This is a genomic window from Metabacillus litoralis, from assembly GCF_020524045.1.
Classification (GTDB): domain Bacteria; phylum Bacillota; class Bacilli; order Bacillales; family Bacillaceae; genus Metabacillus; species Metabacillus litoralis_C.
This window is the reverse complement of record NZ_JAIVKL010000007.1, coordinates 101,935-121,742: the sequence shown is the minus strand read 5'-3', so window position 1 is coordinate 121,742 and position 19,808 is coordinate 101,935. Positions and strand designations below refer to the sequence as shown.

The following is a 19,808-nucleotide window of genomic DNA, read 5'->3' as shown; positions in this document are numbered from 1 at the left end:
AACTCCTCTCTACACAAGGATTTAACCTAAGAAAGCCGTCTTTATTCAATTTATTTTACTAGCAAGTGTATTTTATCTACACACTTGAGTTATAGTGATGCATTGACTATTTGTACCTTTGACAAACCTCTTGCTTCATACTAATCTAAAATCAGAATAAACATAGAAAAATTGCTTAAGTTAGTAGGGATAAGATGAACGGATTTTCTTATGATCCATTTAAATATCATTTTGAAAGATTAGAAGATGTCGCGGATAAGATTAGTGAGGTACTTCAATGTCCAATTACCATTGAAGATGTAAATCATCGGTTATTAGCTTATAGCACCCATGATGATTGCACAGATCAAGCAAGAATCTCAACTATTATTGGAAGACGTGTTCCTGAAAAAGTCATTAATAGTTTATGGAAAGATGGAACGATTCCACAGCTATTAAAAACGGACGAGCCTGTAAGAGTTGGTCAAATTGATGAAGTGGGCCTAGGAAATCGAATCGCCATCTCCATTTGGAAAAATAATGAGGTGTTAGGTTTTATATGGGCACTGGAAATCGAAAAACATCTTGAAGAAAACGAATTGCTTCTACTTAAGAAAGCGGCACAAGCTGTAAAAAACAAAATGTTAAATTTACAAGTAAGAAAAACAAAAAAAGAGGAAAGAAATCAAGAATTCTTCTGGAAGCTTCTTACTGGTCATATATCTTCTGAAACTGAAATTACAACTGGGTTTCAAGAATTAAATTTAAGCTTGCCTGTCCCTTTTACCATTGTTGTATTCAAATTTCCTCATGAATTAAATGATACAGCTGAAAAAAAATTATCGTATATGTTACAGACAACACAGCAGGTAAATATTATTTTTCATACAATTGATTTTGATGAGTTAGTCATTCTTCTATCTTCGAAGGGTGCTTCACCACTTACTGATATCAAACAATTTACAACACATATGCTTCACCAGTTACATGAACGGTACTCATTCAAAAATGTGATGGCAAGTATTGGTGGCATTTTTACCAATCCGACTTTTATCGAGAATAGCTATAAAGAAGCTGAAGCTGTTTTAACAGTAAAAAAGAAGTTTCCATTGGAAACGAATGAGTTAACTAGTTTTTCAGAGCTTGGTATCTATCAGTATCTTGATATCCTTTACGATCTAAGAAAACAATCTGATTATGTTAATTATTCCTTACAAAAGCTAAAACAATATGATAAACAACATAGTTCAAATCTCGTGGAAACTCTTGAAGTGTTCTTAAATCTAGATAGCCATGTACATGATGCTTCAAAGGCGTTAAATATCCATGTAAACACACTTAATTACAGGCTCAAGAGAATATCTGAAATTGCTGAAATTAACTTGAAGAATATGAATCAAAAGCTAACAATTTACCTTGATCTAAAGCTTGATCGCTTGTCTTTGTGATTTTTCACAAACAACTAAAAAACCTTTCTCTATTTTAAACAAAGATTTTTCAATTCATTTTATTTATACTTGCGATAATAAATAGATGATTTTTAAATCTTGGATTTTTAGGGGGAAGGTTTTTTATGATTATTGGTGTTCCTACAGAAATTAAAAATAATGAAAATCGTGTTGCGTTAACTCCAGGTGGAGTGACTCAATTAGTAGCTTCTGGTCATCGCGTATTAGTAGAACGTAATGCTGGCTTAGGCAGTGGGTTTGAAAATGAAGATTACGTATTTGCTGGCGCAGAAATTATTGAAGATGCTGCAAAAGTGTGGGCAGATGCTGAAATGGTCATGAAAGTAAAGGAACCTCTACCTTCTGAGTATCAGTATTTTAGAAAAGGCCTTGTATTATTCACATATCTCCATTTAGCAGCTGAGCCTAATCTAGCAAAAGCATTAAAAGATAGCGGTGTCACTGCAATTGCCTATGAAACAGTAACGGCTAACCGCACACTCCCACTTCTTACTCCAATGAGTGAAGTTGCAGGTCGTATGGCAGCACAAATCGGTGCACAATTCCTTGAAAAACCTAAAGGTGGAAAAGGGATTTTACTTGCAGGTGTTCCAGGCGTTAACCGTGGTAAAGTAACGATTATTGGCGGTGGTGTAGTTGGAACAAATGCAGCTAAAATGGCAATCGGATTAGGTGCTGATGTGACCATTATTGATTTAAGTGCAGAGCGCTTGCGTCAATTAGATGATATCTTTGGCACACAAATTAAAACTCTTATGTCTAACCCAATGAATATTGCTAATGCAGTGGCTGAAGCAGATTTACTAATTTGTGCGGTACTAATTCCTGGTGCAAAAGCTCCGACACTTGTATCAGAGGAAATGGTGCAAGCCATGAACCCTGGATCTGTTATTGTCGATGTTGCGATTGACCAAGGTGGAATTGTTGAAACAGTTGATCATATTACAACACATGATAACCCAACATATGAAAAGCACGGTGTATTGCACTACGCTGTTGCTAACATGCCAGGAGCTGTTCCTCGCACATCTACAATTGCCTTAACAAATGTTACGGTTCCTTATGCCCTGCAAATTGCAAATAAAGGCGCATACAGAGCAATTAGTGATAACCCAGCACTACAAGCAGGTGTAAACGTAATAGCAGGAGAAATCACATACGAAGCTGTTGCTAAAGATCTAGGTTATTCTTATAAAGAAGTTAGAGATGTCATTGAAAAAGAATATTCATTAAATTAATAAATTCAAAGCAATCCGACTCGTTTTCGGATTGCTTTTTTATTTGTGTGTAAATTCACATATAAAGCTAAGTATTCTTTATTTTCCTTTTAATGAAGCTTGCCAATTAGTGATGATAAGATATTATTTAATTGAATTAAGTCACTTTCATTTAACATTAACTTTTCTACAAGTTGCTTTGGAATACAATTAGCTTCTTGCTTTAAATTCTCACCTTTTTCTGTAAGAGTAATTAAAACTACTCGTTCATCCTCTAAAGATCTTTTCCGAGTAATCAAGCCGTTTGCTTCCATTCTTTTTAGCATTGGTGTTAAAGTTCCCGAGTCTAAAAATAACTTTTCACCTAATTTTTTCACTGAAATATCCTGTTCCTCCCAAAGAACCAGCAATGCTAAATATTGTGGATACGTTACACCAAGATCCTCTAATAAAGTACGATAGATTTTCATGATCTCTTTTTCAGCTGTATATAGTTTAAAACATAGTTGATTTTCTAAAGATAAAATGTCATTTTTCATATCTCGCTAATTCCTTTCTACTAAAACAATAAACATAGCAATATCATACCATATCTATTTTATATTGTTCACAATCTAATTGTTGACAATTATCATGGAACGTTTTAATATTAAGTTGTACACAATATAATTTTAAGCAATATATCATTAGAAGAGGTGGGATAAGTATGGAATTATTATACACAGCAAAAGCGTCTGCAGAGGGTGGTCGTATAGGTAAAGTTCAAAGTAGTGATGGTGTTTTAGATTTAGCTTTATCTATGCCAAAAGCTTTAGGTGGCAAAGGTGATGAAGGCGCTACAAATCCCGAACAACTATTTGCAGCAGGCTATGCAGCCTGTTTTGATAGTGCTCTTGGATTAGTCGCACGACAAGCAAGAAAGAAAATCGAATCAAAAGTAACAGCTGAAGTGTCAATCGGGAAAGATACTGATGGTGGTTTTAAACTTGAAGCAACTTTGTTAGTTGCAATTCATGGAGTAGAATTAGCAGAAGCTGAGGAATTAGTGAAAATGGCACATGGTGTTTGCCCATACTCTAAAGCAACAAACGGTAATATTGATGTGAAATTACAAACTGAAATATTTTAATTATCCATATGAAAGAGGCATGATATCTATTATCATCCTCTTTTTTTATGCTATTCTAAGGGAAATTGATAGGAGGTTTAAATATGTTTATTAAAATTGGCAAAGAAGATAAAGATGTGATCATTGAAGAAATAAAGTATTTTTTTTCTGAAGAAAGAAACGAGCAAATAGGTGATATTGCAAGTGAAGCGTTTCTTGAATTCTGCATAGAAAAGCTTGGTCCATATTTTTATAATGCAGGTGTTCAAGACTCGATCAAATTAATACATAATCGTAATACCCAAACAGATGATGACTTACATTCACTAAAACGTTCCTTGTAATATCACTCCTCCCTTTTTTAAAGGCTCTTTTCTGAAAGATTGTTGCTAATTGACCTAATTATGCAGGGGAAACATTGTTGTTATAGCAAAATAGGTACTATCCTATGAAGAAAAATGCCACCATGCTTTAAATAGTGCTGTTTACTTGGAGTTGTTAAAGCAACAAAGTTTACGAAAACAGCCTTTTTTAAAAGAAGGAACATATTTTTGCTATTTTTTCACAAACTAACTTTGATAAGAAAATCTGCAAGCTAAGATAGTTTTAGGCGACAATTAAAAACATTTGGTCAAAAAAATAGTTGTTTAACTTTCTGGTTACAAATAGTCATATAACTTTGATTTGATGGTGCCTAAAGCTAGAAAAGCAAAACAAGATTTTTTCACTTTTTTATCTACAAAAGGAGGATTCTATATGCAAAAAAATGCAAGAGGTTATGTTCAAGATTCATACTCAGCCTTAGAAACTGCGAAAACGTCTCTACAGAATGCTCTTCAAACAGTAGAAAAAGATTCTAATCGAGAAAAGATCCAAAGTTCATTACAAACTGTAGAGGCAGCACTGAATCAATGTAGTCAGACAGTAAATATTTTAGAAGAAGTTTAATAAAACCCTACAAGAGCTTTCCAATGGATTGCTCTTGTTTTTCTTTATGGACATTATTTACTAAGCTTTTTTTGTAGACATTGGTATTTTAAAAGGCTTACTTGGTTCTAATTATTTCCCATAAGAACAAACTTAGTGAAAATCGACTTTGCTATTACATAAATCCAAGAACTTACCGATATTTATAATGGAGGTGAATTCTATGGATATAGCTGCTTTATCTATTGGAATGAAACAAGCTTCATTAGGTCAAAGTATTAGCATTGCTTTAGCAAAGAAAACAATGGACGCATCTCAACAAACAAGTGAGCAGATGCTCAAGATGTTAGAAGCACCTCACCCTAGCCTTGGAAAATCAGTTGATTTTAAGGCTTAATCACTTAAAACTGACTCATAATCATGAGTCAGTTTTGCAGTTTCTACAGCTTCTTCGTGTTAAAATACTACAAAAATTTTACAGGTTGTCGAAATAACACTAAATCTTCTCACATTATTTTGTTATAATATTAAACAATTTTGACCACCATTAACCTTATTGGGCAAGACTAGTCAAAACAACATATGCAGCTTATTCTCCATAACACATCTATGTCTTGCTCACTCATCTTTAATAAAGGCCAATTTCGTAAACCTTGTTGCTTTTAACCACTCAAAATAATCTTCTTCAAAAAACCAAGCTTAATCAGTCATAACTAAATCTTTGTTCTTTAAAAGGATCTCCCTCCATATGATAACCATTTCTCTCCCAAAATCCAGGATGGTTATGCTCGGTAAATTGTATACCTCTTAACCATTTTGCGCTTTTCCAAAAATACAAGTGAGGAAAAACACCTCTAAGTGGATAGCCATGTTCAGGTGTTAATTTTTTATGATCAAATGAATGAGCAATAAGGCTTGTTTCTTTTAAGAAATCACTGATAGAAAGATTTGTTGTCCAGCCTTCTTCTGCGTGTAGAATAACAAACTTTGCGGTAGATTTGATTTTCACATCTACTACTAAATCTTGAGTTTTAACTCCTTGCCAGTTTGCATCAAGCTTTGACCAACCTGTTACACAATGAATATCATTTAATAAATCCGTTTGAGGAAAAGTCATGATATCCTCTATTGTAAATAACTTTGGATTATCAACAAGCCCATATACTTGTAGATTCCATTTTGACAGATCTGTATAATAAGGCACATTTCCTGAATGTAAAACAGGAAATGTTGTGGTCACATTTTGATTTGGTGGAACTCTTTCTGACTGATTATCTCTGTTTTTCTTTTTTCCAAAATACATATAAAGAAAACTCTCCTTTCTCATTTGTTAACTATATTTAGAATTAAGTTGACATAATTTTTTTTCTCGATTATTCTAACTATAGATATTAATCATAATCATTATATCTAAGGGGGAGTTAAGATGAAAAAATTAAGTACATATGATATTTCATTAGTTGGTATGTTTGCCGCGTTAATGGCAGTTGGCGCAAACATTACTTCTTGGGCACCTTTTCTTGAAGTAGCAGGTGTACCATTATCAATGCAACCATTTTTCTGTATTTTAGCAGGTTTACTACTAGGTAGTCGCCTTGGTGCACTTTCTATGACGATTTATGCATTGGTAGGAATAGCTGGAGCGCCTGTGTTCGCACAATTCAGCGGTGGTATTGGTGTTATTTTTGGAAGTACTGGCGGATTTATACTATCTTATATTGTTACTGCATTTTTAGTGGGTAAAGTGTTGGAGTTAAGTAAAGAGAAGAAACCATCTGCTTTCTATACTGCCTCTTTTGTTGGAATTGCTACGATTTACGTAGTGGGGACGACGTACATGTGGCTAGCTCTAAATGTCTGGATTAATGCCCATATGTCATATGGTGCGGCATGGATTGTGATGTTATGGTTTATGGTCAAAGATATTGCTTTCACTATTCTTGGCGCTGCTATAGCACCACGTATATATTTTGCCGTAACAAAGGCGACAAGTAAAAGAATAGCTGCGTAAACAAAAAGACAGCAAAAACGCTGTCTTTTTATTTTATCTACTGAATCTTACCCTCATACGTTTCCAAATAGCTCTCTTCCTGTTCAGCACTCATAACTCCTGTCGCTTCCCCTACCGTTCCACCTTGTAAGCTCCAAATAACATTATGATCTTTATCAGCTTCAGAAAAATTACCATCTTTCCATTTATTGAGGATAGTCAGATATTTGTCTTTGTTTTTATAGTCCCCGCTTTCAATTACACCAATCAAGTACTGAATCCTCTCACTTGTCATTTCATAGTGAAGCCACTTTTCCTCTGCTATAACTTTTTGATGTGACATTCCATGCATATAATTAAGAATATCTTCCTCTGACAAAGTAGATTTACCTTTTCCAAAGGGATTTCCAGTTACAATCGTTTCATTAGTAGAATCCTTACCTTCTTTATTATCAACATCATTCTTCTCAACTGTTTGTGATGAAGAAGCAGGTTGATTATCAATCATATCTACTAATATAACTCCAAACACTCCTAAAAAGATGGATATAATAATAATACTAGAAACTAATAATTTGTGTTCTTTGATCCAAATCAGTTAAAAGACCTCCCAATAATAGGCTAATTTAATGATACAATGCCTAAAACTACGATACAAGAGAAAGCTTTGTCGAAAAATCTTCCCTATCACTTTTACTATTTTTCAAATTTCAATGTATAATATATTCTAGTTTTGTCAATAAAGATAGTATAGTAAACAAAGAGGGTGAGTCGAGATGAAAGCTTTATTATTAAAAAGATATTTCTTAGATATAAAAGATAGAGAAGAATTAGAGAAAGAATTGATAGAAAAAAATCCCGAATTAGTAGACCAAATACTAGAGTGGGATGATGAGGAGTTACTGGAGAGAATGAAATAGACGAAAATGGGCTTGGACATAATTAAAGAAGTTATACAAAAAGAGAATAAATCTAAATTCAGTTAAGCTGAAGAAACAAGTTCGTTCCATTGCGCTGCAGACACTCGCTTTCCACGGGGAGGAAGCTAAGCCTCCTCGGCATGCCTACGGGGTCTCAGCCTTTCCTCTATTCCCGTAGGTGCCCGAGTATCTTCCGCTCCATTCCACTAGTTCGTAAAAATAAGTTTACAAAACCAAAAAAATCTATTGAAAACGTCAAATAAAAATCCGAACTATTAGGCGAATGATTAATTGAAATATCACCTTATAATTCGGATTTATCATTAGTTTAAATACTTATGTCCCAGCCTCTTCTTTATTTATAAAATAATTGCTGCAATCCATCCAAATAAAATGAGTGGAATATTATAATGAATAAAAGTTGGTACACATGTATCCCAAATATGATTATGATTACCATCCGCTGCTAGACCAGATGTAGGACCTAAAGTACTATCAGATGCAGGTGAACCAGCGTCACCTAATGCTGCAGCAGTACCCACGATCGCAATTGTCGCCATGGGACTTAACCCTAATTCTAAACTTAATGGAACAAAAATTGTTGTGATAATAGGTATTGTGGAGAAGGAAGATCCAATTCCCATTGTAACTAATAACCCAACAAGCAACATTAATAAAGCACCTATTGCTTGATTACCACCTATTAAGCTAGCAGCATCTTCCACTAACAATTCAACATGTCCTGTTTCTTTTAAGACACTTGCAAAACCAGATGCTGTAATCATAACAAAACCGATAAATGCCATCATTTTCATCCCATTTGTCATTATTACATCTGCTTCCGATCGTTTAAGTGACCCTCCTAGATAAATCACTACTACACCAGCTAATGCCCCAAATATCATCCCTTCAACACCCAGCTGCTGTGAAAGATAAAGCTGAACGGAAAGTGACACGATAATGGCTACAATAGCGATTACAAGACTTTTAGCTGTATAAGTATGACTCGCTTCCTGCCGGGCTACTTCACGAGTTTCATATGTTCTTTTCTTACGATAAGATATAAATATTGCTGTTAATAATCCTAAAACCATTCCAATCGCTGGAATAGACATGGCTGCTGGAATATCAGCTAAAGAGACAACAAGACCATTTTGTTCCATGTTTGTTTGCATAATTTCATGAAAGATCGCACCAAAACCTACTGGTAAAAACATGTAAGGTGTAACTAAACCAAATGTGATGACAGTTGCAATTAAGCGACGGTCCACTTGTAGCTCGTTTAGAACTTTCAATAATGGTGGAATAAGAACTGGGATAAACGCAATATGAACAGGTATGACATTTTGTGAAAAAATCGATATGGTAAGAATCATTAAAACGAGCAAAACTTTAGAAAGAGTTTTTCGTCTTGCTTCCCCTTCACGACCAACTAATTTAATCGCACCTTCTACAATGGCATCAGGTAACCCTGTTTTTGATAATGCAACCGCAAATGCACCTAGCAATGCATAACTTAACGCAACTGTAGCGTTACCTCCAAGACCATTTGTAAAGGTTTGGATTGTTGTAGCTATATCTAAACCTCCGGTGAGCCCGCCAATAAGTGCACCAATTACAAGGGCAAAGACAACATTTATTCTTACTAAGCTTAAAATAAGCATAACTAAAACTGCGATGATAACAGCGTTCATGATGTAGACCTCCAAAAATCCTTTAGTTTGCTAATATGGTAGAGAAATAAAATAACAGAGTATAATTTAACATAGCTTTTTTTATTATGTCAATAGGATTTTATTATTGTGATAAACTGATCTATTGCTTCTTCATGTAAAGATCAAGATTTTGAAGACTTTGAAAAACTATGTCAATAGTGTTAAATAACAAAAATGAGATACTTAGATAACCTTTTTAAATTGTCTGAACTATATTCAAAATTAAGAACTCCTTTGTAAACTATCTTGGTTTAAGTAAATTGAAGAAATACACTTTAACTTATTTTATTTGTAGGTTCTTTTTTTTATTAAGATTGTTCTATTAAACTATTTCTATAACCTTAGTGTAATGGAGCGGAAGACACTTGACTCCTGCAGGTGTAGAGGAAAGGCTGAGACCCCACAGGCGAAGCCGAGGAGGCTCAGCTTCCTCCCTGCGGAAAGCAAGTGTCTGAAGCGAAATGTAACGAATACGGTACTACCTAACATTTTAAATTAATCCCTTCTCTAAAAGATAGTAATTCAGAAACATAATAACTAACCAGCACAGATATCTAAAATATGGCATTTTAATTGCGAAGTAAACACCGTGCCTATTAACGGAAAAAAAGCTTGAGGTTAAAATAAACTCCTCAAGCTTTTTTGGTATGTTTTTTTAATTGTTATTTCTATAGTTTGTGACTTCCTAGCGACCATAAATTACTTACAAATAAGGAAGTTCTTTCTACAAAACAATTTATTCATTAACCTCAAAACGTTCAACAAATGTAGCTAATGTCCTAGCCATCACACCTGTTGCACCTGATGGACCTAGGTCAGTTTCTTTTGATGTTGTAGCTGTTCCTGCTATGTCGAGGTGAACCCATGGTGTTTCTTCAGCAAATTCTCCGATAAAGGCTCCAGCCATTATCGCATGACCTTCACGACCTGGTGAGTTGTTTAGGTCTGCCATTTTACTATTACGAACGCGCTTTTTATCTTTTTCGAATATTGGTAAGCGCCAAACCGGTTCTTCACATTCATGTGATGCTTGAAGAATTTGTTCAAATAATGGTTCATTGTTCGTCATTGCGCCTGTCGTATCAGTACCTAAGGCAATGATTACTCCTCCAGTTAGTGTTGCAACATCTACTAAATAATTTGCGCCATGATGTTTTGCATATGTCACTCCATCAGCAAGAGCAAGTCGTCCTTCAGCATCTGTGTTTAATACCTCAATCGTTTTTCCACTTAGCGAAACAATAACATCATCAGGCTTAAAGGCACCGCCACTGATCATATTATCGGTAGATGGGATGACAGCAACAACATTTTGTTCTGGCTTGATTTCACCAATAATCTCCATGGCTCCAAGCACAGATGCAGCTCCACCCATATCTGTTTTCATCCCAACAATTCCATCTTTTGGTTTTATTGAATAGCCTCCTGTATCGTAGGTAATCCCTTTTCCTACCAAACCAATAACATCTGTCCACTCTTCTTTACCTTGGTATTTTAAAACAATCATTTTTGGGGGCTCTTCTGAACCTTTATTTACAGCTAATAACGCTCCCATTCCAAGTCGTTCCATTTCATCCTTTTCAAGAATTTCATAATCAAATTGATATTTCTTTGCCAATTCAATCGAATATGATGCAAGTTCTGTTGCGGTTAAAAGATTTGGTGGCATATTTGTTAATGTTCTTGCACTATTTGTGCCTTGACCAAACGCATATCCAATCTCTAGACTAGATTTAATTTCACCAGTCTCCTCTGTATCAACGGCAATATGAATGGTTTCGATCTTAGTTTCTGGCTCATTTGTTTTTTGTTTGTAATCTTGTATCTTATATGTTGATAAAGCAAATGCTTCAGCTAATGCGTGAGCTGCTTCATTTTGGTCAAGATTCGCTGCAACAAATGTTTCTAATGCAACTGTGAGTTCTTGAACTTTTATCTCTTGAACTGTTTGGAATACTTTACCGAACACTTCTTTAACCGATTGGAAATCCAACAATTTTTCTTTACCTAATCCCACTATATAAATACGTTTTACAGGAAGCTTTCCAAGGGTATGTATTTTAGTAATGGTTTTTCTTTTTGCAGATAAGTCACCATCTTTTATTAAAACTGAAAGTTGACCTTCTAAATGTTGATCCAAATCTGCTAAGATACCTGATAATTTATTGTTTTGTTGAAATAAACCAATCACAAGAGTTTCGTGCTGATTTTCTAAATTAAGCTGATTATGTACTTGAAACACTAACAACACCTCCATAGAAATTTTAAAAACAAATAACCCAAAAAATACAAGGTGTAGAAAATTAGAGTATATTAAGTCTAAGGGTGATCTCACAGGCGCACAGTTTACACGAAAATTCCATAACATTTTCTGAAAGCTCGGAATCAGTAACGGAAAACAACACCCTCATTTAACAGAGCTAGAGTCTATAACTTTATTCTCATTATAAGGATAGAATTAGAAGATATGCTATAATGAGAAAAATCATTTTTATTGTTTACTAGCTTTGAAATGACATACATAAATAAATATTTTGTTTTCTACAAGTATTTCTATTTTATTGTATCAAACTGATTGTTTTATTTAAAATTGTAAGCAACTCAAGTCAATGTTTTTCACATGAAAGGAGCACTCATCTTGGAACTATTTCTAAATTTCCCTTTAATTGCAGCATTATCAGCTATTTTCTTTGCACAATTTGTTAAGGTACCTATTTTGTTTATTGCGACAAGAAAGTGGGACTGGTCTCTTGTCACAAGTACTGGTGGTATGCCTAGCTCCCATTCAGCAGCTGTTACTGCTCTCGCTACAGGTGTAGCACTTGATCATGGATTAGATTCTTCTATTTTTGCGATAGCAGCTGTTTTTGCTATTATTACAATGTTTGATGCTACTGGAGTAAGAAGACATGCAGGTGAGCAAGCAACTGTTTTGAACCAATTAGTGCTTGATTTTAATACCTTTGTTGAAGAAGCGAAAGTATGGCCAAATAAAGAAGTGAAAGATAAACAAAAGAAGTTGAAGGAGCTTTTAGGTCATCAGCCAATCGAAGTGTTTTTTGGTGGATTAACCGGCATTACCTTAGCACTTTTACTACATTTCATTTTTACACTTTAAAAGGAGGGATAGTTTGAGACTTATTTCTATTTGTCCAAGTAATACAGAGCTTGCGGTCTATTTAGGGTTAAAGGATGATCTTGTTGCACTAGATGATTTTTCTGACTGGCCATTAGATTTAAATCATCTTCCAAGGCTTGGTCCAGATCTTTCAATTAATATGGATTTGCTTGAATCATATCAACCGGATTTAGTGTTAGCTTCTTTAAGTGTACCAGGAATGGAAAAAAATGTAGTAGAGCTGGAAGCTCGTAAAATTCCTCACATTGTTTTTAACCCACAATCATTTCAAGATATCGCAAATAATCTTGAAACATTAGGAAAAGCCACTGGAAAAGAAGTGGAAACAAGAGAGGTTTTAAAGAAATATAATCATACTCTTAATACATATCGTTCGATCTCAGCTAACATTCAACAACCAACAACAGTTTATTTTGAATGGTGGCCAAACCCTATTTTCACTCCGGGTAAAATCAATTGGTTAACCGAGCTTAGTGAATTAGCAGGAGCAAAAAATATTTTTGATGATATTGAATTAGCAAGTGTGCAAACAAATTGGGAAGATGTTTTTAGCAGAAACCCTGAACATATCTGTTTATCGTGGGTAGGTGTGAAACAATCGAAGATGAAGCCTTCACATGTTTTAAAAAGAAAGAACGCTCACGACTTACAAGCTATAAAAAATGGACATATTCATCTGTTAGAAGAGTCTTTATTCTGTCGCCCATCTCCAAGACTACTGTCAGGTTTACAAAAGCTTGCTCATTTATTGCATCCTAATTTATACCCTACTCCTAAAGAATAATGATTCAATGCTTTAGGAGTGTGTGAATTTCAATATTATTCTTGAGAAAAGCTAATGGGCTAGACCCATTAGCTTTTTGTTTTATCTTTAATAAATTTTTGTCTAAAAACTTGCATGGATTCTTCATTATTTAATTTTTCTAATTGTTGCTCTGTGATTTTTCCGTCACCCATTTCGACAATATAGACATCTAAATGTTTTTTACCCCAATCATTATATACTTCACTAACTGTTTCATAATAGAGATCCAATTTGTCTCCCTTAATGGCTCCACCTTTGTCTGCTACAACACCAAAGCCGTAACCTGGAATGAATAAAATTGTTCCAAGTGGAAAAACATCTAAATCTGCAGCAACAGTCGAGTATAAATCACGTTTTACCTTAACACCTGAATATGTAATCCCATAGCTTGGATGATCTGGGCTTTTACCTGTTGATTCCACACCCGCTGTGTATCCCGTTGCAATTACTTTTTTAGCAGGATACTTAGACCAATCAAAATCTTCCTCCAATGAAACATCTTGATTTACAGCTTCTACACTTGATGATATCTCTTTCGTCACAGTTGGTTCACTTCTAAGGGATTTAAATGTAAGTCCCAAAAACCTAAATGTATCTTTATCACTTGATTGATCAACACTATCGGTATTTCCTGTACTTAAATAATCATAACCATACCAATTTGCAATATCCTTCGCTTTAACACCTGATATGGCTTCAAATGTAGTGGTTAGTGCACCTAAAAATAGTAACGTCATAATAATTCTTTTACTTACTCTCTTTATACTTATCATATAATTCCTGTCCACTCCTCTCACAAATCTATTCGTTCCCTAATTTGCAAGAAAGTATGCATAAATCATGAAAAAAAATATTTTAGCAGTTTAACAGGAATATTTTTACATTTTTATTTTCAGCTGGATTTCCATATTGTGTGTGTAATATTTAGCAATTCTCACAAAAGATAAGTGTGTACATTAGTATAGTTTTAGCCCTTTTATCTTAAGGCCTTTTTCCTAAACTATGTTACTTTAACAAATCCAAGTTTACAGCATGATATAAAGCATAGTGGCATCTTTTCTTCATAGGATAGTACCTTTTGCTATAACAACAATTTTTCCACTGCATAATAGGTCCATCAGCAACAATCTTTCAGAAAAGAGCTTTTCTATTTTATAAATAAGACATATGTATAATAAGCACAAATAAACCTCACACCATTAAAGGTGTGAGGTTTATTCTAAGTATATGTTTAAAACATTTGATAGCCTCGTTTACGAAGCATTTTTATCGTAATACCAGCAAGAAACGCACCAACTAATCCTGAAGATAAAATTAATAAATCTGCAAGAGCTAGTGAAGTGATTTTGTTACCTAACGCAGTAAAAGAATCACTAGGATTTTGGAAATATTCTATAAATCTTACATTATCTATAATAAAGATACAAACAATAGGATATATAATTGCCATGATCCATGACATACGTAATAGCATATTTAATAAAAATCCAATACCGAAAAACAAAACTAAAAATAAAAGCATAGATATTAATAAAACAGGTAAGCTTAACATCGCCATCACCTCCATTACACCATTATTAGTGTAATGGACGATTGATGGACAGTCAATTAAAAGTCAGTGAACGTTTTATGACTTCTTTCCTGTTCCATCACAACTTCCACATGTTTCAGATCCACCAAGCATTAATTGAAAATACCCTTTTCCTGAGCAATAAGGACATTCCTTGGTTTCTACCGTCGTTGTATTCATTGTACGTCTCCCCTTTAGGAAATGAATTGTTTCTTGATAATATATCAATTATTCTGATAATTATAAAGGGAGATATTCTGACAAAAAAGATCATGTAAGCGAATACATCAACTTTTTTCTCTAACTTACACTTACTATCGTATTTTTTAGAAAATTTAGAAATTTTTAAGGTTCTATGCAACATCAATGGAAAAATCTAATAAAAGAAGTGTTGTTCAATAATGAATCGATAATGAAAGGTTCTACCTTTTTTAAATTTATGGTTTTCTTAACCAAGGCTTCATTATCACTCCAGTCGCTTGCTTTCCTCGGGACTTACGCCTTCCAGCAATAAAAAAAGGTAAAGAACCAATGAAAAGTAATGAAATAGCCAAAATAGAAAGAAGAACAAGAGCATTCACTCTTGTTCTTCTTATTAATTCAAACCTTTATTCTGATCAGTTATAATCTAATGTTAATATCCAGAAGAGAAGAAGAGATCTCTTATTATTAACGTAAACTATAATAGAGCGAATGGATATTATAGAATATTAAATTTTCCTTTTTTCACAACTAATGATGGTCCACCAACCATAAATAATGCGCGGTTATCGATCATCTTTTTCATAAATGAAGCTTTTGTACCAACTAATTTTTTCCCAAATACTACACCAACTGCATCATGTTCTCCTAATGATGCAACAGATCCTTTAATATCCGGAGTAAATGTAGCCATTTCACCGCGCTCACGAATCGCTACAGATAAGTTTTTAGCACATACCTCACCTTGCTGCATAGCAATTTGAGCTGTAGGAGGATATGGACGATTGATTTCTTCGTTAATAATTAATGCACAATCACCAATGATAAATACATCATCATGACCTGGAGCACGTAAGAAACCATCAACTTTTACACGACCACGCATGTTTTCAAAACCTGCTTCTTCAACAACACTATTACCACGTACACCAGCAGCCCATACAACAGTGCCAGCTTTAATAGTTTCAAGCTCTTCACCTTTAGCTACGATGATACCTTCTTCAATACACTCTTTAATTGCTGTACCGATCATAAATTCTACGCCTTTTTTCTGTAGGTGATTAACTGCGTAATCGACTAATTCAGGATCAAATCCAGGTAAAGCTGTTGGTGCTGCCTCAACACAGATAATACGTACTTTATTAAAGTCTACGTCGTACTCTTTGCATAGCTCTGGGATTCTATTTCCTAATTCACCAAGGAATTCAATGCCTGTGAAGCCTGCTCCACCTACAACAATAGTTAGGCGCTCATCTTTTTTCTCCGCTTCCATGTTATATGTAGCGAATTGATATTCAATATGCTCTCGTAATTGACGAGCAGAATCAATGCTAGTGATACCAAATGCAAACTCTTTTAATCCTTGGATACCAAATGTTTCTGGATGAGCACCTAAAGAAATAACTAAATAGTCATATTCTACTTGGCCATTTTCCAAAACCACTTTTTTTGCTTCTTTATCGATCGAAACAACTGTATCTTGAACAAAGTTCACACGACTGTTATCAATGATATCTTTAATTTGATAACGAGCTTTATCATGGTGCAAAGTACCTGCTGAAGCTTCATGTAACCATGTTGTTTCATAGTGATAATCATTTTTATTTACTAATGTAATTTCTGCTTCGTCTACACCGATTTGTTTTTGTAATCGTGTGACTGTAATTAATCCACCATAACCTGCACCTAATACGACAATTCTTGGCTTTCTCAACGAAAACATCCACCTTTACTCTAAAGTTGTTGTAAAACTCGAATTATGTCTATTTACTATAATCCACTGAAATACAACTTTTTATTTTGATTTCAACAATAAAACTTTGTGAAATCATTCACTTAACAAAACATACGAATATAAATTTCTATTTTTAAACGTATAAATATATAATTACACCTATAAACCATCTTATCTATTTACTCATATTTTTTCAAGTAATTTTTTCTAACAACATGGTTTGTTTTTTCGTTAAATAGATGTATAATACTTACCACTTTTATGGAAAAATTGTACCAAACACTAATAATTCTATGAGAAAACTATAATAATGTAAGGAAATACGCATCCAATGTAGAGTGATAATAAATCAAAAAATATGTACTTTTAACAAGCATGGTGGTAACAAACAGCAAATTTTGTTCTAATGATGATCACTTAGAGCCTAGATCGTACAAAGTAACAAATATAATAAAAATTGTTTGCTTTTTCTGTGTTTATTTGTAAATAATATCTGTCATATTAGTACCATGAAAAGGGAAAGTAAATGTAATGTTGAAGGTTATTATGGTAGAATTTCAGCAAAGGAATTTGTAAAAATCAAAAGGAGGATGACATGTGAAAGAAGATACTAAGATTTATGATATAACCATCATTGGTGGTGGCCCTGTTGGACTATTTACAGCTTTTTATGGTGGAATGCGACAGGCAAGTGTGAAAATTATTGAAAGTCTCCCTCAATTAGGTGGTCAACTTTCTGCATTATATCCTGAAAAATATATATATGATGTAGCAGGCTTTCCTAAAGTAAGAGCACAGGAGCTTGTAGATAATCTAAAAGAACAAATGAACCAGTTCACACCAACTATATCTTTAGAACAAGCTGTTGAAGAAGTTGAAAAACAAGCGGACGGTATATTTAAATTAACAACAAATAGTGAAATACACTATACAAAAACAATCATCATTACTGCAGGAAACGGGGCATTTAAACCTCGAAAGCTTGAAATTGAAGATGCCACTAAGTATGAAAAAGAAAACTTACATTATTTTGTTGATGATTTAAATAAATTCGCTGGAAAAAAGGTTGCTCTTTGTGGTGGAGGAGATTCTGCAGTAGATTGGGCACTAATGCTTGAACCGATAGCAGAAAGTGTTTCTCTCATTCATAGACGAGATAAATTTCGAGCTCATGAACATAGTGTTGAATTATTAATGAATTCAAAAGTGGATGTTGTCACACCATTTGTTCCAACAGAGTTAGTTGGAGAACAATCGATTCAGCAGCTTGTATTAGAAGAAGTTAAAGGAGATCGTAAAAAAGTCCTTGATATCGATGATCTCATTATCAACTACGGATTTGTTTCTTCACTAGGTCCAATTAAAAATTGGGGATTAGAAATCGAGAAGAATTCAATTGTTGTTAACTCTAAGATGGAAACAAATATTGAAGGTATCTATGCTGCAGGAGATATTTGTACATATGATGGCAAGGTAAACTTAATAGCAAGTGGTTTTGGCGAAGCACCAACCGCTGTAAATAATGCAAAAGCATACATGGATCCAAAAGCTAAAGTACAACCACTACACAGCACGAGCTTATTTAACTAAAGTAGTGAACTCACCTTAATTTCATGAAAAAACGACTGACTATAGACTATAGTCAGTCGTTTTTTATAATTAGCATTCCTCTGGTGTTCCTGTATTAGCTGCTGTTCTAAATGATGAACCACAACCACAGTTTGCGATTGCGTTAGGATTTTCTATTGTAAATCCTCCACCCATCATCGATTGCTTATAATCTATTTGTGTACCATTGAGGATAGGTGTGTCCTCTTTTTTGATAAGAATCGTTAAGCCATGCTGTTTTAACACTTCATCTTCCTCAGTTATTTCATGTTCAAAACCCATGCCATAAGAAAGACCACTACAGCCTCCACCTTTTACTCCAACTCGAAGATACGCTTGTTCTTCTTCACTTTCTTTCATCATATCTTTTATTTGAAAAGCAGCTGCTTCACTTATATTAACAATCTCAGTCATTATTTAACCTCCTTGCTTTTTGTGAAAGGTTTATCTATTCATTATACATCTAAGGTATGCAAACACTCAAATATTTGAACTGATCAGGCTACTACATTCTAGTAGTTACGATAGATAAAAGGTACCTGTACAGATAATTTCTGCTGGGCCAGTCATAAGTACATTTCCATCTGAAGTCCAATTAATATGAAGGTCTCCTCCTGCTAAATGAACTGTTGTTAACTCACCTTGGACAGTATGATTATTCAATACTGAAGATACAACTGCTGCACATGCACCTGTTCCGCAAGCTTGAGTAACACCTGATCCTCTTTCCCATACTCTAAAATGCAGCTCATTTTTTGATACCACTTCAACAAACTCAACATTAATGCCTTCTGGAAAGCGATTATCCTTTTCAATGATTGGACCCAATGTCGTAACAGGAGCTTGATTAATATCATCAACATAGAAGATAACATGTGGGTTCCCCATAGATACTGTTGTTCCTCTTAACACATGATCACCAAAAATCATTTCCTCATTAATCGCCTTTTCTCCATCACCAAGCATTGGGATTTGTGACATTAACAACCTCGGTTCACCCATATCTACTGTAATTAATTTAACTAAACCGTCCTTAATTTCTAATCGAGCTTCAACTAATCCAGATAACGTTTCAATTTTAAAGTTCGTCTTTGTCACTAATTTATGTTCATAGGCATACTTTGCTACACAGCGTAACCCATTTCCACAGTTTTTACCTTCAGATCCATCATTATTAAATATTCTCATTTTTACATCTGCTTTATCTGACGGACATATAAGTATTAAACCATCAGATCCAATACCAGTATTAATATTTGACACCTCTCGTGCTATTTCAGGAAGTGTTTCTTCCACTAGATGTTCTTCAAAAGTATTAACATAAATATAATTGTTTCCTAATCCGTGCATTTTCGTAAATTGAAATGAGTTCATCGCTGCCTCCAAAATTCTTTGTTTTTATTAGTATAAAATGTTGGAAATATG

At 34.1% G+C, this 19,808-nt stretch carries 22 protein-coding genes; 11 read left to right on the top strand and 11 right to left on the bottom strand.

All coding sequences use genetic code 11. From position 1 onward, the window contains the following. Positions 1-194: 194 nt before the first annotated feature. Positions 195-1,427, top strand: coding sequence for a PucR family transcriptional regulator (locus LC076_RS12650; protein ID WP_226669460.1), 1,233 nt, complete (start codon positions 195-197; stop codon positions 1,425-1,427). A 125-nt stretch (positions 1,428-1,552) separates the two neighbouring features. Continuing rightward, on the top strand, positions 1,553-2,686 hold the full coding sequence (gene ald / locus LC076_RS12645; RefSeq protein ID WP_226669459.1) for an alanine dehydrogenase: 1,134 nt from the start codon (positions 1,553-1,555) through the stop codon (positions 2,684-2,686). Between the two features lie 89 nt (positions 2,687-2,775). Here the strand turns inward: ald and LC076_RS12640 are convergent, their stop codons facing one another. Next, positions 2,776-3,204 (bottom strand): MarR family winged helix-turn-helix transcriptional regulator, encoded by a 429-nt coding sequence (locus LC076_RS12640; protein WP_226669458.1) that lies wholly within the window; start codon positions 3,202-3,204, stop codon positions 2,776-2,778. Positions 3,205-3,371: 167 nt separating this feature from the next. Here LC076_RS12640 and LC076_RS12635 point away from each other — a divergent pair, with 167 nt between their 5' ends. The 4 genes from LC076_RS12635 (at position 3,372) to LC076_RS12620 (ending at position 5,097) form a co-directional block, all read left to right on the top strand. Continuing rightward, positions 3,372-3,794 carry an organic hydroperoxide resistance protein gene (locus LC076_RS12635; RefSeq protein ID WP_226669457.1) on the top strand — a complete coding sequence of 141 codons (423 nt, stop codon included), beginning with the start codon at positions 3,372-3,374 and terminating at the stop codon, positions 3,792-3,794. 83 nt (positions 3,795-3,877) lie between these two features. Further along, positions 3,878-4,117 (top strand): DUF2164 domain-containing protein, encoded by a 240-nt coding sequence (locus tag LC076_RS12630; RefSeq protein ID WP_226669456.1) that lies wholly within the window; start codon positions 3,878-3,880, stop codon positions 4,115-4,117. A gap of 412 nt (positions 4,118-4,529) precedes the next feature. Then, complete coding sequence (locus LC076_RS12625; RefSeq protein ID WP_226669455.1) at positions 4,530-4,721, top strand: hypothetical protein; 192 nt, start codon at positions 4,530-4,532, stop codon at positions 4,719-4,721. Between the two features lie 202 nt (positions 4,722-4,923). Beyond that, complete coding sequence (locus LC076_RS12620; protein WP_226669454.1) at positions 4,924-5,097, top strand: YjfB family protein; 174 nt, start codon at positions 4,924-4,926, stop codon at positions 5,095-5,097. Positions 5,098-5,403: 306 nt separating this feature from the next. Here LC076_RS12620 and LC076_RS12615 read toward each other — a convergent pair whose 3' ends face one another. Continuing rightward, complete coding sequence (locus tag LC076_RS12615; RefSeq protein ID WP_226669453.1) at positions 5,404-6,003, bottom strand: sulfite oxidase-like oxidoreductase; 600 nt, start codon at positions 6,001-6,003, stop codon at positions 5,404-5,406. 123 nt (positions 6,004-6,126) lie between these two features. On the opposite strand from LC076_RS12615, the gene LC076_RS12610 reads away from it, so the two are divergent. Continuing rightward, entirely contained in the window at positions 6,127-6,711 is a 585-nt protein-coding gene (locus LC076_RS12610; RefSeq protein WP_226669452.1) for a biotin transporter BioY, read from the top strand. A gap of 37 nt (positions 6,712-6,748) precedes the next feature. On the opposite strand, the gene LC076_RS12605 is transcribed toward LC076_RS12610, so the two are convergent. Beyond that, positions 6,749-7,198, bottom strand: coding sequence for a DUF6241 domain-containing protein (locus LC076_RS12605; protein ID WP_226669451.1), 450 nt, complete (start codon positions 7,196-7,198; stop codon positions 6,749-6,751). A 268-nt stretch (positions 7,199-7,466) separates the two neighbouring features. On the opposite strand from LC076_RS12605, the gene LC076_RS12600 reads away from it, so the two are divergent. Further along, a complete protein-coding gene (locus LC076_RS12600) occupies positions 7,467-7,610 on the top strand; it encodes a hypothetical protein (protein WP_226669450.1) in 144 nt (47 codons plus the stop codon). A 359-nt stretch (positions 7,611-7,969) separates the two neighbouring features. Here the strand turns inward: LC076_RS12600 and LC076_RS12595 are convergent, their stop codons facing one another. Together LC076_RS12595 and LC076_RS12590 are read right to left on the bottom strand one after the other, a co-directional pair. Next, positions 7,970-9,304 (bottom strand): Na+/H+ antiporter family protein, encoded by a 1,335-nt coding sequence (locus LC076_RS12595; protein ID WP_226669449.1) that lies wholly within the window; start codon positions 9,302-9,304, stop codon positions 7,970-7,972. A 757-nt stretch (positions 9,305-10,061) separates the two neighbouring features. Beyond that, positions 10,062-11,567: a leucyl aminopeptidase gene (locus LC076_RS12590; protein WP_319005522.1), complete on the bottom strand. Its 1,506-nt coding sequence runs from the start codon at positions 11,565-11,567 to the stop codon at positions 10,062-10,064. 396 nt (positions 11,568-11,963) lie between these two features. Here LC076_RS12590 and LC076_RS12585 point away from each other — a divergent pair, with 396 nt between their 5' ends. Then, the gene (locus LC076_RS12585) at positions 11,964-12,443 is read left to right on the top strand and encodes a divergent PAP2 family protein (RefSeq protein WP_226669447.1); all 480 of its coding nucleotides are present in this window, start codon (positions 11,964-11,966) and stop codon (positions 12,441-12,443) included. A gap of 13 nt (positions 12,444-12,456) precedes the next feature. Then, positions 12,457-13,248 carry a cobalamin-binding protein gene (locus LC076_RS12580; RefSeq protein ID WP_226669446.1) on the top strand — a complete coding sequence of 264 codons (792 nt, stop codon included), beginning with the start codon at positions 12,457-12,459 and terminating at the stop codon, positions 13,246-13,248. A gap of 68 nt (positions 13,249-13,316) precedes the next feature. Here the strand turns inward: LC076_RS12580 and LC076_RS12575 are convergent, their stop codons facing one another. The 4 genes from LC076_RS12575 to LC076_RS12560 all read right to left on the bottom strand — a co-directional run bounded on the left by LC076_RS12575 (position 13,317) and on the right by LC076_RS12560 (position 16,763). After that, positions 13,317-14,042, bottom strand: coding sequence for a 3D domain-containing protein (locus tag LC076_RS12575; protein ID WP_226669445.1), 726 nt, complete (start codon positions 14,040-14,042; stop codon positions 13,317-13,319). A 458-nt stretch (positions 14,043-14,500) separates the two neighbouring features. Next, the gene (locus tag LC076_RS12570; protein WP_226669444.1) at positions 14,501-14,821 is read right to left on the bottom strand and encodes a YuiB family protein; all 321 of its coding nucleotides are present in this window, start codon (positions 14,819-14,821) and stop codon (positions 14,501-14,503) included. 75 nt (positions 14,822-14,896) lie between these two features. Beyond that, a complete protein-coding gene (locus tag LC076_RS12565; protein ID WP_226669443.1) occupies positions 14,897-15,019 on the bottom strand; it encodes a YuiA family protein in 123 nt (40 codons plus the stop codon). A 520-nt stretch (positions 15,020-15,539) separates the two neighbouring features. After that, on the bottom strand, positions 15,540-16,763 hold the full coding sequence (locus LC076_RS12560; protein WP_226669442.1) for an NAD(P)/FAD-dependent oxidoreductase: 1,224 nt from the start codon (positions 16,761-16,763) through the stop codon (positions 15,540-15,542). Between the two features lie 609 nt (positions 16,764-17,372). Between LC076_RS12560 and yumC the strand changes: the two genes are divergently transcribed. Then, complete coding sequence (gene yumC / locus LC076_RS12555) at positions 17,373-18,365, top strand: ferredoxin--NADP reductase 2 (RefSeq protein ID WP_226669441.1); 993 nt, start codon at positions 17,373-17,375, stop codon at positions 18,363-18,365. Positions 18,366-18,434: 69 nt separating this feature from the next. Here the strand turns inward: yumC and LC076_RS12550 are convergent, their stop codons facing one another. Both LC076_RS12550 and dapF read right to left on the bottom strand, forming a co-directional pair. Beyond that, positions 18,435-18,797 carry a HesB/IscA family protein gene (locus LC076_RS12550; protein ID WP_226669440.1) on the bottom strand — a complete coding sequence of 121 codons (363 nt, stop codon included), beginning with the start codon at positions 18,795-18,797 and terminating at the stop codon, positions 18,435-18,437. A 105-nt stretch (positions 18,798-18,902) separates the two neighbouring features. After that, positions 18,903-19,757, bottom strand: coding sequence for a diaminopimelate epimerase (gene dapF / locus LC076_RS12545; RefSeq protein ID WP_226669439.1), 855 nt, complete (start codon positions 19,755-19,757; stop codon positions 18,903-18,905). Positions 19,758-19,808 lie beyond the last annotated feature (51 nt).